Genomic DNA, 16452 nt, shown 5'->3' with positions numbered 1-16452 from the left:
TTTTACATTGAAGAAAGACGAAAATCTCCTCAAAGATCTATGGTTTATCGCAATCAGTGCAGCCGGGGGGTTTATTCTTTCATTAACCGGGATATCAATTGGATGGATGATCGGAACACTGATTGTCGCCTGCTGCCTCGCCATGATACGGCCGGCATGGCTGATGATGGCACCAGACCAAAAAGGAATTAACCGACGATGGCTCGCCCTCGGGCAGATGATCCTCGGCATCGAATTGGGCCAAAAGCTGAATTTATCCGTTCTCTCTGTTCTCAAAGACCATTGGTTTTCAGTCGGCGTTATGCTGATATTGTCTATCCTGCTGGCCATGCTGTCAGGATATGTGCTTTGGCGTTTCAGCAAAACGGATATGATGACTAGCTTTGTCGGCACCGCTCCCGGCGGGCTTTCCGCCATGCCGAGCATCGCACAGGAAGTAGGCGCCAATACCGCTATAGTCAGCCTCGTTCAAATGATGCGTGTGCTGCTCGTGGTGCTTTCCATTCCGTTTTTAGTCATTCTGATCTATACAAAACAAGATCGTACCGCAAGTGCCGCAGCAGAGACGATTTCTTCTGCAACGACAGATTTTAGGCTCGCTCCCGTTTTGTGGACCGTCATTCTTATTCTCGCTGCCTGGGGAGCTTGCAAAGCTGCGAAATTTTTAAAATTTCCAGCTCCATGGCTGCTCGGCAGCATGCTCGGTGTAGCAATTGTACATGTTGGCGGAGCTGCGGTGACAGGGCACGACATGACGGCATGGTGGCCGTCACAAGCTAACCATGTATCACAAGTATTTCTCGGGGCAACGATCGGCTCTAAGATGTACAAAAGCATGTTTGCCGGCGTCACCCGTATTATCATCGTCGGGTTTGTCTCGTCCGTCGGTTTAATCGCAGCAATGTTTTTGAGCGCCGTGATCGTTTCCGAGCTGACAGGAATTTCGCTCATCACTTCTGTTCTGGCATTTGCGCCCGGCGGGATTGCAGAGATGGCGACGACGTCAGTTACCTTACATGCTGATTCCACCTTTGTCGTTGCGGTTCAGGTCATTCGCGTCATTCTGGTTATTGCCCTGCTGCCGCCGTTTTATCGCCTGCTTCACCATCTTCATGGTGAAAAAAAAGACAAAAAGAGCTCAATCAGCGGCAGTAATGCCTAGTTGAAAAAAGGGTTCAAGAACTTTTAATTCGCAAACCATCGAGATGGGGAAATATAAGCGGATATTTCGTTGTTAATGGATCAGATTTGAAGTGAGTGCTGCCAGAGGCCGAAATGAAAGAAATAATTGACGACTTACGATTGAAAAAGAGGTTAAAATGAATAACCTCTTTTTCTTATATAAAGATATAAAATAATAAAGGGAAATCTATCGTTACGTTGATTCTCTTATAATAAGCTTTGTTGGCAGTTTAATAATTCTTCTGTTTAATGAGGCATTACCCGAAATGGACTCGATGATTTTCAACACAGCCTGTTGGCCTAATTCTATTACGGGGATATCAATTGTTGTTATGGTCGGAGTAACGACTTGGCAAATCAATTGGTTGTCAAAACCAATTACAGCTAAGTCTTCTGGAACTTTAAAGCCATTTTTCATCGCCTGTTTAATAATCCCTGCGGCGACTTGATCATTTCCTGTAAATATTGCTGAGGGTCTGTCCTTTAGATCCTTTATCTTATGAAAAACACGAAAGCCATCCTCGATATTAAACATTTCGCCGAATATCCATTCGCTTCTATGATGTAAATTGTAATCTTGTAAAGCTTTCAAGTAACCCTCTTTCCTCTGACATTGAGCTTCGCTATATGGAGTATCAAAACAAAACCCAATTTTTTCATGCCCTCTTTCAATTAAATGTACTACCCCCATGTATGCGGCTTCAAATTCATCATACCCAATTATCGTGATGTCCGCTGAGTGATGATATTCATTACATAATAAGATAGGACCATACTTTAAGAAAGGGGATATCTGATCCCATTCATTTTCTAAAGTTCCAAGAATAATACCATCCACTTCTTTATGCTTCAATAACTCTAACAATTCTAGCTCTGTCTGTTTGTCATAAAAGGTCTGAAATACAATTACCTTGTAATTCTTAAACAGTGCTTCATGAGAGACCCCTTTTATTAATTGAGCAAAAAATGGATGGTCGATACTCGGAACCGATAAAGCTATCGTTTGTGTCTTATTTCTCCTAAAATTCCGAGCTAAATAATTGGGAGTGTAGTCAAGTTCGTTAATTGCCTTTAAGATCATATCTCTTTTTTCTTTCGACACATACGGATGATTATTCAATACTCTTGACACTGTGGTTTTAGACACATTGCATAATTTTGCTATTTCATCAATTGTAGGCATATTTTCCCTTCCTTAAAAAAGTTGTTGACATGTTACCGATTTCAGAAATTAGGATAAATTTGTAATAAATTTTTAGATTATAAAATCATTGGAGGTACTGTTCATGCAAAAACAGGTTAAGATTTCAGGTAAAAGCAAAGAAAACATGTCACTATTAAAACACTTAAAAGGTGACGTACAAGGAAAAGAACTTGTTATTGAAGACAGTATTGTAAACGAGCGGTGGAAACAAGTATTAAAAGAAAAGATAGATATTGAACATGACCTTTTCAACTATCAAAAAAATCGTGAAATCAGTAAAGTCCCTTTTTTGCCTGTAGACAGATTAATAACCAATGATGAAGTGGAAGATATCTTAAATACATTAACTGAAGTTTTGCCAACTGGAAAATTTACGAGTGGTCCCTATTTAGAGCAATTCGAAAACGTTTTATCTACATATTTACATAAAAGGTATGTAATTGCAACCAGCAGTGGAACCGATGCTATTATGATAGGTTTATTGGCTTTAGGGTTAAACCCAGGGGATGAAGTTATCATGCCGGCTAATAGCTTTTCAGCTACTGAAAATGCTGTGTTAGCTTTGGGAGGCGTTCCTATCTATGTAGATATTAACCCACAAACATTCTGCATCGATCCTGACAAAATTGAAGAAGCAATAACTCCTTATACAAAGTTTATTCTACCTGTGCATTTATACGGAAAACATTCAGACATGCAGCATATCCGTCAAATCGCAAATCGTTATGAATTAAAAGTAATTGAAGATGCCTGCCAAGGAATTGGACTGACAGACTTAGGAAAGTATGCAGACATCACTACATTAAGTTTTAATCCCTATAAGAATTTGGGTGTATGTGGCAAGGCTGGGGCAATAGCAACTGATAATGAAGAACTCGCTAAAAAATGCATTCAATTTAGTTATCACGGTTTTGAAGTAAATGTAAAAAATAAGAAAGTCATCAATTTTGGATTTAATTCAAAAATGGACAATTTACAGGCAGCAATTGGTTTAGAGAGAATGAAGTACCTTTCATTAAACAACTTCAAAAGACTGTTCTTGGCGGATAGATACATTACCCAATTAGCAGAGTTGCAGAATAAAGGCTATATTGAATTACCAGAATTAAGTGAAGATCATGTATGGCATCTGTTTCCTATTAAGGTGAGAACAGAAGATAGAGCAGATATCATGACTAAATTAAATGAAGATTTTGGTGTTCAAACAGATGTATATTATCCAATACTGTCTCATATGCAAAAAACTCCTATAGTACAGGACAAGTATGCAGGACTCCCATTGGTTCATACGGAAAAGGCTCATAGTCAGGTACTGCATTTGCCTTTATATCCGTCATTTACTTTAGAAGAACAAGACAGAGTAATGGAGGGACTGTTTCATGTTATTAAGCAAGAAATCGGAGTATAAAACGTTATCCACGGTTGAACATCCTCAATATATTGTTTTTTGTGATTTTGATGAAACGTATTTTCCGCATACAATCGACGAACAAAAGCAACAAGACATTTATGAACTCGAAGACTATCTAGAACAAAAAAGTAAAGATGGGGAACTAATAATCGGATGGGTTACTGGGAGCAGTATAGAATCTATTATCGATAAAATGGGACGAGGAAAATTTAGATATTTTCCGCATTTTATAGCTAGTGATCTTGGAACTGAAATTACGTACTTTTCAGAGCATAACTTCGGTCAGCAAGATAACAAGTGGAACAGTCGCATAAATGAAGGGTTTAGTAAAGAAAAGGTTGAAAAACTTGTGAAACAGCTGCATGAAAATCATAACATTCTTTTGAATCCTCAAACTCAATTAGGAAAGTCACGGTATAAGCATAACTTCTACTATCAGGAACAAGATGAAATAAACGACAAGAAAAACCTATTAGCAATTGAAAAAATCTGCGAAGAATACGGCGTTTCAGTAAATATAAATCGGTGTAATCCCTTAGCAGGCGATCCAGAAGACAGCTATGATGTAGATTTTATCCCCACAGGGACAGGAAAGAATGAAATTGTAACGTTTATGTTAGAGAAATACAACCTAAATACCGAAAGAGCTATCGCATTTGGGGATAGTGGAAATGATGTTCGTATGTTACAGACAGTAGGGAATGGATATCTGCTAAAAAATGCAACACAGGAAGCCAAAAACTTGCACCACCTTATAACTGATAGTGAGTACTCAAAAGGAATTACTAATACCTTAAAAAAATTAATTGGATCATGAGGAGGAAATAAAAATGAAGAAGATCGGCATCATAGGTGCAGGTGGTATTGCAAGAGCGCATGCAACTGCTTTATCTACAATAAAAAATGCAGAGTTGGTAGGGGTATATGACATAAATCAACAAAATGCGGAAAGCTTTGTGAAAACTTTCGGCGGGAAGTCATTTGAAAACGCAGATGAACTAATTGATGCCTCAGAAGGTTTAATTGTAGCATCACCAAACTTTTGCCATAAAGAACATGCTTTGCAAGCATTAGGAAAACATAAGCATGTTTTGTGTGAAAAGCCTATGGCTATTTCTCTTGAAGAAGCAAGCATAATGAAAGATACTGCTGAAAGGTTGAGCGTAAGAGCCAGTATGGGATTTAATTATAGATATTTATCTTACGTAAATATCTTAAAAAGCTTAATTATCAATAATGAACTAGGTAACATACTGTCCATAAAAGTACACTTCAAGAAAAATAGTGCACTTAGGCGTAAGAAGTTTACTTGGAGAGATGACGCTAACAGTAAGAAGACGAGTGGATCATTGGGGGATCTGGGTATTCACCTTATTGACATGGTATGGTATTTGTTCGAGAGTGATTTCATCACAGAATCAGTAAGGGCAAAAATGAACACAAATGTAAAAACAAAAGAGGATAAACAGGTACTCGTAGATGACTATGCAGAAATTTATGGCCAGCTGAAGAACAAGGTATTTGTAAATATCATCACATCAAAATGTTCTGTACCTGAAGACTGTGGTTTTAGCATTGAGGTAGTTGGACACAAAAAAGAGTTTAAATACCACACAGGTAATCCTCACGTTTACAAGCTCATAGATGGCTTGAACGTGGTAGACTGCCCAGTACCGCAAAGCCTATTAAACGATCCGCCAAACGAGTTTTATGGATGGGCTGATTCTTTTAGAAGCGAGTTAATCAATTGGATTGCATCAACTCAGAATGATTGGGTTGAGATCCCTTCTTTTAGTGATGGTTTTAGATCTCAGGAAGTATTAGAAATGTTCTTTGAGAAAGACAGCAACTCTCAACCAATGTCTGTTTCAGCAGTCAACTAGTATTTCAAAGAGAGAAGTTACTAAAAAAGCAGGAATTTATTTTCCTGCTTTTTCATATAGGGGTGTAATGAATGTTAAGAGGGACATATTTATTTGGATATGCTTTCTTTTTTACAGTAGGTATTATCCATATATCAACAGGGAGTTTGACACCATTTCTATTAGAGGCTTTTAACAAGACAACAGATGATATTTCAGTCATAATCTTTTTTCAGTTTACCGGATTTCTAAGCGGAGTATTAATCGCACCGTTAATGATTAAGAAATACAGTCATTTTAGGACACTTACTTTAGCTTTGACAATAATGCTTGTAGCGTTAAGTATCTTTTTTCTAACTAAGGATTGGTATTATATTATTGTAATGGCTTTTCTCTTAGGATATGGGGCAGGCACATTAGAAACGACAGTTGGTTCATTTGTTATTGCTAATTTCGAAAGTAATGCAGAAAAAATGAGTAAGCTGGAAGTTCTCTTTGGATTAGGCGCTTTATCTTTCCCATTATTAATTAATTCCTTCATAGATATCAATAACTGGTTTTTACCGTATTACTGTATATTCACCTTTTTATTCGTCCTATTCGTAGGGTGGTTAATTTTCTTGTCCAAGAACCGAAAGTACGCTAAGAATGCCAACCAACAAGTGACCTTTCCAGACGGAGGAGCATTTCAATACTTTATAGGAGATAGAAAAAAATCAAAGCAATTAGGCTTTTTTGTATTTTTCGCTTTCCTATATGCTGGAATTGAAACAAATTTTGCCAACTTTTTACCTTCAATCATGATAAACCAAGACAATGAACAAATTAGTCTTATAAGTGTCTCCTTTTTCTGGGTAGGGATCATCATAGGAAGAATATTGATTGGTTTCGTAAGTAGAAGGCTTGATTTTTCTAAATACCTCCTTTTTAGCTGTAGTTGTTTAATTGTTTTGTTGATTGCTTTCTCTTATATAAGTAACCCAATACTTCAATTGGGTGGTACATTTTTGATTGGTCTAAGTATAGCAGGCATATTTCCCATTGCTTTAACACTAGCATCAATCATTATTCAGAAGTACGTTGACGAAGTTACAAGTTTATTTATTGCCTCGGCAAGTTTCGGAGGAGCGATCATCTCTTTCTTAATTGGATGGAGTTTAAATCAGGATACGATCTTATTAACCATGGGAATATTTACAACTATGGCGGTCATTCTAGTAGGTATTTCTGTAAAGATTAGGAGAACTAAAACAGAAGACCCTATTTCACTTGAAAACAAAGCATCAAAAACACAGTAAAAAACGTATAAAATAAAGATACTAATAGACATATCGTAAATGCAGTGCAAACTCCTGAACATCTCTTCAAGAGGAAAACTGATTTACGTTACAGCCTTGAAAAAGAAGGAAGAACGCGAAAAACACGCACCGCGGTGCGTGTTTTTTTATTTAAAAATGCTAGGAAGCCCCCCTTCAATTTCTTCTGACGACGGATACCATTTTGTCACCAGATCCCGAAACAGCCGTTCCGCAAAAAGAATCTCTTCCTCGGTATAGCGGTCAAAAAATGACAGAAAACGCTGTTCAGCCTTCTGATGATAATATTTGTGCAAACTGTGCAGCTTTTTTCCAGCAGGCGTCAATCGGAAGTAGACCTCCTTTTTATTATCGCTGAGCTGTGTTCTGTGAAGGAAGCCTGCGCCGAGCAATTTTGTGCTGATGCGTGATACAGTCGCTTTTGTCGTATTCATTTTTTCTGCTATCGACGTGACATTAATCGGTTCATTGTCCCCGACACAGGATAGAACATGAATTTCTGTCATCGTCAATTGAGATTTACTCCCGTGCTCTACATCCAGCTTCCTCAATTCGTCAGATAAAAAGACTTTAATAAGCCCCTCCCATTTCTCCTGCTGATGAATGAGCTCCGCATACAATTCAAAAAGATTGCGTTTCGTATGATCTGTGTTCATCGGGTTTTCCATCCTTTTTCATTCGATTGTTTCTTCTATCATACCGTTTTGTTACAGATGAAACAATCGAATTGAATTATACTCGGCTGGTGACGGAAAACCAGCGGCTGATCCCTTTTTGAATCACCTCGGCACAATCGGGCGCTGATGCATCCACCGCCCAGGCTACATGTCCATCGGGACGAATCAATATGGTATGCACATCCCGCAACTTTTCATTCGGTTCTGCAAGCGAGGCGGTTACCGTACGTAAGCCTTTCACTTCGATATGATCATCAGCTTCCTGCCTCAATGACAGCAAAACGAATGTCCCGTTTTGGAGAAAGCTGTACAGCCGTTCCGAATTGCCGTCGGAAAGAATCAGTTCCATGTCAGGGAGCCTTGCCCCGTTCAAACGATTCGGCGGCATGGTACGATCAGCTTCATATCTGACATCGAGCGCAGAAATTTGCCCTGCTACATATCGATTCACATCAGGGAAGGCCAGCAGCTCCGACATCATGCTTCGCAAATGGAGGCCTGCTTGAGTGAAATCGATCAGCTTTGTCTGTGCCTCCGTGTTTCTGAGGAGCCCTTCAGCTGCCGGGTGCCGCTCGTCATGGTAGCTGTCCAAAAGCCATGAAGGCGCAGAGCCTTTGATGGCCGCCGCCAGCTTCCACCCAAGGTTCATCGCATCCTGAAGGCCGACATTCAGTCCTTGCCCGCCCGCCGGAAAATGAATATGCGCGGCATCACCCGCAAGAAAGATTCTGCCGTCCCGATACCGTTTCGCTTGGCGCGCGGCGTTCCCAAACCGCGACATCCACGAAGGGTCGCTTAAACCAAAGTCAGTCCCGCAAATTCGCAGGAGGTCAGCTTTCAGCTCCTCCTCAGTCACAGGCACATCTTTCGGCGTTTGTGTGCGATAAGGGCTGACGACAACTACACGGTATTGGCCTGGTGATAACGGAACAATCATAACACCGCCCTCTTTTGTGCAAAGGGACAGTACTCCTGACGGCGGCGGAGAATGGAGCACCACATCTCCAAGCGCAGCGGTGACAGTGCTGTCTGTTCCCGGAAACTCAATTCCAGCCTGTTTCCGGACGGTACTTCCACCGCCATCGGCACCAACGGCAAACTTACTTGTGATCGTCCGTACACTGCCGTCCCGATCCTTAAAAATCGTTTGGACCGCTTCCCCATTTTGCGTAACCGCGAGCGCCTCTGCCCCCCGAAACACCTCTGCACCCAGACGTCGTGCATGATCTTCAAGCAGCTTTTCTGTTTTGGACTGCGGGAGCAAAAGCGTGTAAGGGCAACTCGTATCCAAGCCTGAAAAATCCAGACGGGTATCCAGCATTGAAAAATGTCCGGAAGGTATCTTGCTTCCCTTGGATACGAACCGCTCTAAAATCCCTCTCATCTCAAGGAGCTCCAGCGTTCGGGGATGCAGCGTCAACGCTTTGGAATGTGGAACAGGTTTTTCAAGCCGTTCAATCACACATGTTTTCACCCCGGCCATCGCAAGCTCAGAAGCCAGCATAAATCCGACCGGCCCTCCACCTATAATCACTGCTTCATATTTCATCATCATTCACCACTCCTTTTGTTTCATAAAAAACGAACAAAACCCAATAAAAATGGACCTCCAATCAAAAAGTATACGAATATTGTTACACACGTAACAATTTTGATTATAGATCCTTACAAATTTTTCTTCAACACATTTTTCCAAACGGCATACAAAAAGACGCCTCTTCAATTAGCGTCTTTTTATTCGGCATCAGAAATCACACCGACAATATTTTTTTCTCTTATCGGACCAAAATGCCGGCTGTCGAAGCTGTATATGCGATTATCTCCAACGACAAAATATTTTCCTTTCGGCACCTTGCTTGTTCCCGTCACATCTTTCAAAGAAAAATCACCCGTTACATGGCTGCCGGCAGAAACAGATTTCAAATGCTTCAAAAATGGCTCAGCAACCTGCTTTCCGTTCACATACAGCTGATCATCTTTATATTTGATCGTTTCACCGGGCAAGCCGATTACCCGTTTAATCAGCACTTTATGATCAGGGCCTTTAAAAAGGACGATGTCAAAACGATGGATGGTTTTAAATCGATGCGAAAATTTATTGACCAACAATTCGTTTCCTTCCTGGAAGGTCGGGTTCATACTGACGCCTTCTACCTTGTAATCAATAAAGACAGCATTTTTAACCTGAATGGCGAGAACAACGGACACTACACCGGCAAGAAACCAAAACCGTTTTTTCATGTTACTGTCTCCCTCCATCATGCTCACGCTGACTGGCTCTTACATGCAGATACCGCTCCACCTTTTTGCCGACATACCATAAGACAGTGATCACCAATACGGCGATGACCGTTCGAATCGGCTGTGTAATCAGCGCGTGCAGATCATATCCGATGAAGCTGATCATAAAAATCATGACAAGCTTCCCCGAGGCTGCCGCCAAAATAAACGGCCGCGTTCCGATCCTTGACAAACCTGCAACAACATTCACCGCGGCTGACGGTGTAAATGGAAAACAAAGCAGAAGAAACATGGGACCGAAGCCGTGTCTTTCCACCCAAAACATCAGCTTTCTGACAGACGGATGACTGCGGATAAATCCAAGCAATTTTCTCTGTCCGTATTGACGGACAATCAAAAATACGAGAATGGAACCAGCAGTTGATCCCGCCCAAGACAGGATGAATCCTTCCCACAAGCCAAACGAGTTCGTATTCGCCACCACAAACACGATCAGCGGCAAAAACGGGAGAAATGCTTCAATTAAAGGCAGCAGCACAGCTATGAGCGGACCGAAAGCCCTATAGCTTTGAAATAATTCAGTTAAATGTTCTTGTGTCAAATAGGATAAAAAATGCTCCAACATTTATACTCCTTACCGGGTTTGTCTATCCTTATTCTACACATTATCAGCAGAAAACTAAAAAGTTTTGGTGATTTTTTCTGTCTTGAAACATTTCACCAGCCGATATAGAATACAAATAGAACAAACGTTCCCTTAGAAAGAAGGAGTCAACATGCCAAATCTGCAGGAGGAAATATACGATTTAATTGAACGGGCTCTCTTTTTGCCCATGGCCATTACGATTTTTAACCGTGATCTCGCCGGAATTGAAGAAAGCACATTAAAATTGAAGCATCCTTATAAACAGCTTATCAGCGAATCATTAAAAATAGCACAAAAGGATTTGATGGAGGTCAGAAAAGAACTGAGGAAAAGAAAAATTGCAATCCGCGAGACGGAACGCGATGAAGCCTTTACGCTCTATACATTTGTCATCGACGGTTATGAAGAAAACCATCGCTATTTTAATCCGCGAATCCGTGAGCAGGTCAGCGAATTATTAACATACTATCTATTTGCCCCGGACAGACTCCGAGCCTTTTGAATCATACTGCCCGTTCCCTCTTCGGGCGATTCAGAGCATTAATTTCAGACAATTCACACTATACAAACAAAATAAATTTATTTATAATTCGAACCACAGCCTTTCACCCTAAAAAGTGACATGTGCTGCCATATCTGCGACATCATTTTCAGTACGCTTGGGCTTGTACACCCCAATCCTAAATAGAAGGAGGATTCTATGAAACTGATTCACGTTCTTGCCGCTTTGCCCTTTATCGGTATCTTACTCGGCATCCCTTTTGCAAATAAGGTGACCCCCTACGTGTTCGGCATGCCGTTTATTCTTGCCTATATTGTGATGTGGGCTCTTTTGACCTCTGCGCTGATGGCGATTGTGTATGTCCTCGACAAGGAAAATAAAAAGGAGGAAGCAGAATGAATGCAGCTCTCATCATCATTTTCGGTGTCCTGCTCTTGAGTATTTTTCTCGGTATACGCGCCCAAAAAGGAAAAGACATGAACCTGGAGCAGTGGACGGTCGGAGGGCGCGGCTTCGGAACTGTTTTCGTCTTCCTTTTGATGGCAGGCGAAATTTATACTACTTTTACGTTTCTCGGCGGCAGCGGCTGGGCCTACGGAAAGGGCGGTCCAGCCTTTTATATCATCGCCTACGGATGTCTGGCCTACATCCTTTCTTACTGGCTTCTTCCAGCAGTTTGGACGTACGCGAAACAGCATAAACTAATGTCGCAGTCTGATTTTTTCACAAAAAAATACAACAGTCCGCTGCTTGGCATTCTCGTTTCACTGGTCGGCATCGCCGCACTCATTCCCTATCTTGTACTGCAGCTGAAAGGCCTCGGGCTGATTGTATCGGAAACCTCGTACGGCAAAATCACCCCGACCGCTGCCATCTGGATCGGCGCTGTTTCCATCACGGTTTATGTTATGGTTTCAGGCATTCACGGGTCTGCCTGGATATCGGTTGTGAAGGACATCATGATTCTGGTTGTCGTTCTGTTTTTAGGTGTGTATTTGCCAATTCATTACTACGGCGGATTTCAAGACATGTTTCAGCAGATTGAAACGGCAAAGCCTGGCTTTCTTACGCTCCCCGAATCGGGACAAAGTGTGGCCTGGTTCAGTTCAACCGTACTCTTGACAGCGCTCGGGTTTTACATGTGGCCTCACACGTTTTCCGCCTCGTATTCAGCCGAAAACCCAAAAGTGTTTCGTAAAAACGCCATCATCATGCCTTTGTACCAGCTGGTCCTGCTCTTCGTCCTTTTCGTTGGCTTTGCGGCTATCCTGCAAGTTCCACATCTGAAAGGCGCAGACGGGGATCTATCGCTTTTGAAACTGTCTCTGCAAGCATTTGACCCTTGGTTTGTCGGAATTATCGGTGCTGCCGGACTGCTGACAGCACTTGTGCCAGGGTCTATGATCTTAATGTCCGCCTCCACGCTGTTTGCAAAAAATGTGTACAAGGTAATTGCGCCCCGCACGACAGAACAACAGGTATCGGCTCTTGCTAAGTTTTTAGTGCCGGTGATTGCGTTGATTTCGGTGTATTTTACCTTCAAAGGCGGGAATACCATCGTTACGTTGCTTTTGATGGGCTATAGCCTTGTCACACAGCTATTCCCCGCCCTTTTGTTCAGCCTGTTCAAGCATAATATGGTGACAAAGCAAGGAGCCTTCGCCGGCATTATTGCAGGTGTCGGAGCAGTTACTTATATTACAATGACGGAAACGACGATCGGCACTTTATTTCCGGCTCTGCCGCAAGCCGCAAAAGACTTGAATGTCGGCATCGTCGCCCTGCTTTTGAATATCACGGTCATGATGGCAGTCAGCCTTATGACAAGGAAGGCGAAAAGTGCTGCGGCCGATCAGGCGGCCTAAGCATAAAAAAAGCAATCTGGACACCAGATTGCTTTTTCTTATTTACCGTTCACAGGCGATAAGATCTTTATCGCGGTCTTTGTTTTTATTGGCATCGTAAAGCGCCTTAGAAACGTAAGGCTTGTACTTCGTTTTTCCGCCTTTGTTTTTCACCTTCGATGTGCGGGCCACTCCGCCTTTGTATACTTTGTTTAGCTCCTTGCAGTTCTTATAGACCTTCACCTTTGTTTTGGCTTCCGCCACATGGCCAGCTCCGTATGAAAAACCGAAAACGAGACCGAGTGACAGCAAAACCGCCGCCGCTTTTTTCATGACGATTCACTCTCCCAATACCCAATATTTAGTTGATTTATAGCTCGAATTTATCATAATTCATATAGTCTTATTTGACAAGATAAATATGGAAGAAGGCTTTGTTTTTTCTTGTTTTCTTTTTCCTTCACTATTCAAACTGCCAAAACATGTTTTCTGCTTATGCTCAGGGGTACACATACGAATGTACACCAAACAGAAAAGGAGCGTTGCTGATGTCTGATTCAAATCTTACGAATCCTATAAAAGCATTTTTTCATGATGAATTTCCCGAACAATATCAAGAACCGCCAGGCCTGCAAAAGAACATGAAGCCTGTCCCTGATTGCGGAGAAAAAAGCTACAAAGGATCAGGTAAACTAACGGGTCGAAAAGCGCTTGTCACGGGCGGCGATTCCGGTATCGGCCGCGCTGCCGCAATTGCTTACGCCAGAGAAGGTGCCGATGTGGCCATTAACTACTTGCCCGAGGAACAACCAGATGCTGAAGAGGTAAAAGAGCTGATTGAAGCAGAAGGCCGAAAAGCAGTGCTGATCCCCGGAGACTTGAGCGACGAATCCTTTTGCCAAGATCTAGTCAAACAGTCACATCACGAACTCGGCGGACTTGATGTGCTAGCACTCGTTGCAGGCAAACAGCAAGCGGTCGAAAACATCGAAGATCTGCCTACTGAACAAATCTATAAAACATTTGAAGTGAACGTCTTTTCCCTTTACTGGGTTGTAAAAGCGGCGCTTCCGTATTTGCCGGAGGGAGCTTCAATTATCACAACTACCTCAGTTGAAGGCTATAATCCAAGCCCGATGCTGTTAGATTACGCAGCAACGAAAAACGCCATTATCGGCTTTACCGTTGGACTGGGAAAACAGCTTGCTTCCAAAGGCATCAGAGTAAATTCAGTTGCGCCCGGACCAATTTGGACACCGCTGCAAATTTCCGGCGGACAGCCGACGGAAAACATCCCGAAATTCGGACAAGGCACGCCGCCAGCCCCATTAAATCGCGCTGGGCAGCCAGTAGAATTGGCTGATGTTTATGTATTTCTAGCTTCAGAGAATTCAAGCTATGTGACATCTCAGGTATATGGCATCACCGGAGGAATTCCGACGGCATAGCTTTATGAAAGGAGCTGCCCTGTTCGGTCAGCTCCTTCCTATTTTTCTAATACCGTTCCCCGAGCTCACGCAAAATAAAATCATAAATCATCTTCGTCCGCTCTTCTTTCGGGTACAGCATAAATTCCTGTCTTTTCGGCACGCGGTGGTCGATTCTGTCTTGGAATTTGGTTCTGAGCCACGCTGTTCGGTATACCTGGTTCTCGAACGAATTATAAGAGATCGGCAGCTCCATCGTTTTCCCATTGGAAAACGTCACTTCCGTATCGTCGAATTCAGTCGCTTTGAATTCTTTTACATGCACATGGGAAATCCAGCCGCATTGGGGTCTTGTCGAAGAAAGTGTAGGGAATAAAAAGATTTGGTTCGAAGGGTCCACCATGATCGGCGGCTTGTGTGAAATTTTTGTCACTTCATAAGTTCCTGCTTTTCTTCCCGCATAGCTTGATCCAAAAAATCGGCAGCTTCTGTCGACAATTTGCAGCGGCTTCATGTTGACATAAAACACGCAATCTTTTTCAATAATTTTGGAACAGATTTTGCCGTCTATTTCTTCTGGCAGCACTGCAATTGTTGCGCCGTTCACTTCATACGATTCTAAAGGTGCGTCTGTTTTCTGACTCATATTATGGCCTCCATCCTTTTTCTGCAAAATTTATACTAATAATCTATCATCTGTTTTTGTAAAACGACAGGTTTTTTTAACATTTAAGATAAAATCATCTTTTAATGATATTTAATGGTACTAAATGACTAGTAATAAACCGATTTTACTTTCATAAGACTTGCCGGTTTACGGCATTTTGCAGGATATGTCGATAGATTGCCAAGTATTAGTTGTCTAAAAATTATAAAAATTTATTGATTTTTTCGACCGTTATCCATATACTATAAAAAAGGCATTGGGGGGATTCTTTATGAAAGAGAAAAAATCGTACACTGAGCTCATGAAGTCCCGCAACACGCAAAAAACAAAAGAATTCGATGTCACAATGACGGATATTTACATTCAAATGGTGCTCGATGAATCCTTGTATAACCGTCGGCTTGCCATGCTGACGGACCAAATTAACAAAGCCTTGGACGAAAAAGATAAAGATGCGTTTCTTACGCTCTCTAAAGAATATGCAGCGCTCAAGCAGAGCGAATAAGCCAATCCTTCAAGGATTGGCTTTTTATTATCCGTTCACAATGGTTCCGCCATTGACGTGAATCGTCTGTCCTGTGACGTATGTGGAATCGTCGCTGGCAAGGTATAGATAGCTTGGCGCCACTTCGACCGGCTGTCCCGGGCGTTCCATCGGCACGTCTGAACCAAACACTTCCACGTCTTTTGCGGCAAAGCTGGCCGGGATAAGCGGTGTCCAAATGGGACCCGGTGCCACTGCATTGACCCGTATGCCCTGCTGAACAAGCGATTGGGAAAGGGACCTTGTAAACGTAACGATCGCGCCTTTTGTCGCTGAATAATCGATCAGCGTTTTATTGCCTTTATAGGCGGTAATTGAAGCGGTATTAATAATAGAGCTCCCTTTCTTTAAATGAGGCAGCACTGCCTTTGTTAAGTAAAACATGGAAAAAATGTTTGTTTGGAAGGTTCTGATCAGCTGGTGGCTGGTGATTTTTTCAATGCTGGGCTGGACATGCTGCTCAGCTGCATTGTTAACCAATATATCAATGGATGGAAACACTTGGCTTGCCTGCCCGACCACATCATTGCAAAACGCTTCATCCCCGACATCTCCTGCAATCAGCAGGCATTTTACCCCTTCCTTTTCTACATACTGCTTTGTTTCTTCGGCGTCCTGATGTTCATTCAAATACACAATGACCACATTAGCCCCTTCTTTTGCGAATAACACCGAAACAGCGCGTCCAATCCCGCTGTCTCCTCCAGTAATAATAGCGGTTTTGCCCTCTAATTTTTTCGCTTTCTTCGGCTTATCAAAAACCGGACGCGGGTCCATCAGATATTCAAAACCAGGCTGCTGGTTCTGGTGCTGAGGCGGTAATGTTTTCTTTTTTTGATTCGCCAATGAAATCACTCCTTTTCAACCTTATTATGTTATGAACAATGCCTGCTTCCTATGTATGAAAAGATAGAATATGGAAAAATTAA

General features: G+C 42.1%; 18 protein-coding genes. 10 read left to right on the top strand and 8 right to left on the bottom strand.

The features are described 5' to 3' along the window. The first annotated feature begins 7 nt into the window (after window positions 1–7). A complete protein-coding gene (locus bslm_RS05600; RefSeq protein WP_015383286.1) occupies window positions 8–1162 on the top strand; it encodes an AbrB family transcriptional regulator in 1155 nt (384 codons plus the stop codon). Between the two features lie 213 nt (window positions 1163–1375). Here the strand turns inward: bslm_RS05600 and ntdR are convergent, their stop codons facing one another. Further along, window positions 1376–2365 (bottom strand): NTD biosynthesis operon transcriptional regulator NtdR, encoded by a 990-nt coding sequence (gene ntdR / locus bslm_RS05595; RefSeq protein ID WP_029317580.1) that lies wholly within the window; start codon window positions 2363–2365, stop codon window positions 1376–1378. A 103-nt stretch (window positions 2366–2468) separates the two neighbouring features. Here ntdR and ntdA point away from each other — a divergent pair, with 103 nt between their 5' ends. From ntdA to glcP, 4 genes are all read left to right on the top strand, one after another. Beyond that, on the top strand, window positions 2469–3794 hold the full coding sequence (gene ntdA / locus bslm_RS05590; RefSeq protein ID WP_046380910.1) for a 3-dehydro-glucose-6-phosphate--glutamate transaminase: 1326 nt from the start codon (window positions 2469–2471) through the stop codon (window positions 3792–3794). After that, entirely contained in the window at window positions 3766–4614 is an 849-nt protein-coding gene (gene ntdB / locus bslm_RS05585) for a kanosamine-6-phosphate phosphatase (protein ID WP_046380909.1), read from the top strand. Before ntdA ends, ntdB begins: the two co-directional genes overlap by 29 nt. 13 nt (window positions 4615–4627) lie before the next feature. After that, window positions 4628–5680, top strand: coding sequence for a glucose-6-phosphate 3-dehydrogenase NdtC (gene ntdC, locus bslm_RS05580; protein WP_015383282.1), 1053 nt, complete (start codon window positions 4628–4630; stop codon window positions 5678–5680). A gap of 71 nt (window positions 5681–5751) precedes the next feature. Continuing rightward, window positions 5752–6957, top strand: coding sequence for a glucose/mannose transporter GlcP (glcP, locus tag bslm_RS05575; RefSeq protein ID WP_046380908.1), 1206 nt, complete (start codon window positions 5752–5754; stop codon window positions 6955–6957). Window positions 6958–7103: 146 nt separating this feature from the next. Here glcP and bslm_RS05570 read toward each other — a convergent pair whose 3' ends face one another. The 4 genes from bslm_RS05570 to bslm_RS05555 all read right to left on the bottom strand — a co-directional run bounded on the left by bslm_RS05570 (window position 7104) and on the right by bslm_RS05555 (window position 10518). After that, the gene (locus tag bslm_RS05570; RefSeq protein ID WP_041335554.1) at window positions 7104–7631 is read right to left on the bottom strand and encodes a MarR family transcriptional regulator; all 528 of its coding nucleotides are present in this window, start codon (window positions 7629–7631) and stop codon (window positions 7104–7106) included. 76 nt (window positions 7632–7707) lie between these two features. Next, window positions 7708–9207, bottom strand: coding sequence for a monooxygenase (locus bslm_RS05565; protein WP_080481036.1), 1500 nt, complete (start codon window positions 9205–9207; stop codon window positions 7708–7710). 179 nt (window positions 9208–9386) lie between these two features. After that, entirely contained in the window at window positions 9387–9893 is a 507-nt protein-coding gene (gene lepB / locus bslm_RS05560) for a signal peptidase I (RefSeq protein ID WP_003233128.1), read from the bottom strand. 1 nt (window position 9894) lies between these two features. Next, complete coding sequence (locus bslm_RS05555) at window positions 9895–10518, bottom strand: TVP38/TMEM64 family protein (protein ID WP_046380907.1); 624 nt, start codon at window positions 10516–10518, stop codon at window positions 9895–9897. Window positions 10519–10669: 151 nt separating this feature from the next. On the opposite strand from bslm_RS05555, the gene bslm_RS05550 reads away from it, so the two are divergent. The 3 genes from bslm_RS05550 to bslm_RS05540 all read left to right on the top strand — a co-directional run bounded on the left by bslm_RS05550 (window position 10670) and on the right by bslm_RS05540 (window position 12906). Continuing rightward, window positions 10670–11041, top strand: coding sequence for a YhjD family protein (locus bslm_RS05550; RefSeq protein WP_014476361.1), 372 nt, complete (start codon window positions 10670–10672; stop codon window positions 11039–11041). A gap of 198 nt (window positions 11042–11239) precedes the next feature. Next, entirely contained in the window at window positions 11240–11440 is a 201-nt protein-coding gene (locus bslm_RS05545; RefSeq protein ID WP_003224377.1) for a DUF3311 domain-containing protein, read from the top strand. Next, window positions 11437–12906 carry a sodium:solute symporter family protein gene (locus bslm_RS05540; protein WP_046380906.1) on the top strand — a complete coding sequence of 490 codons (1470 nt, stop codon included), beginning with the start codon at window positions 11437–11439 and terminating at the stop codon, window positions 12904–12906. Before bslm_RS05545 ends, bslm_RS05540 begins: the two co-directional genes overlap by 4 nt. A 42-nt stretch (window positions 12907–12948) precedes the next feature. Here the strand turns inward: bslm_RS05540 and bslm_RS05535 are convergent, their stop codons facing one another. Further along, window positions 12949–13218 carry an excalibur calcium-binding domain-containing protein gene (locus tag bslm_RS05535; RefSeq protein WP_003233136.1) on the bottom strand — a complete coding sequence of 90 codons (270 nt, stop codon included), beginning with the start codon at window positions 13216–13218 and terminating at the stop codon, window positions 12949–12951. A gap of 215 nt (window positions 13219–13433) precedes the next feature. Between bslm_RS05535 and bslm_RS05530 the strand changes: the two genes are divergently transcribed. Further along, window positions 13434–14333: an SDR family oxidoreductase gene (locus tag bslm_RS05530; RefSeq protein WP_003245421.1), complete on the top strand. Its 900-nt coding sequence runs from the start codon at window positions 13434–13436 to the stop codon at window positions 14331–14333. A 46-nt stretch (window positions 14334–14379) separates the two neighbouring features. Here bslm_RS05530 and comK read toward each other — a convergent pair whose 3' ends face one another. After that, the gene (comK, locus tag bslm_RS05525) at window positions 14380–14958 is read right to left on the bottom strand and encodes a competence transcription factor ComK (protein ID WP_003245329.1); all 579 of its coding nucleotides are present in this window, start codon (window positions 14956–14958) and stop codon (window positions 14380–14382) included. Between the two features lie 292 nt (window positions 14959–15250). Between comK and bslm_RS05520 the strand changes: the two genes are divergently transcribed. After that, window positions 15251–15484 (top strand): IDEAL domain-containing protein, encoded by a 234-nt coding sequence (locus bslm_RS05520; protein ID WP_003233142.1) that lies wholly within the window; start codon window positions 15251–15253, stop codon window positions 15482–15484. A gap of 27 nt (window positions 15485–15511) precedes the next feature. Here bslm_RS05520 and bslm_RS05515 read toward each other — a convergent pair whose 3' ends face one another. Continuing rightward, entirely contained in the window at window positions 15512–16369 is an 858-nt protein-coding gene (locus bslm_RS05515; RefSeq protein ID WP_003245662.1) for an SDR family oxidoreductase, read from the bottom strand. Window positions 16370–16452: the final 83 nt, after the last annotated feature.

Source organism: Bacillus sp. LM 4-2 (genome assembly GCF_000978495.1).
In the GTDB taxonomy this organism is placed as follows: Bacteria; Bacillota; Bacilli; order Bacillales; family Bacillaceae; genus Bacillus; species Bacillus subtilis.
Note: the sequence above shows the minus strand (reverse complement) of the source record. Positions and strands in the feature narration are given on the sequence as shown.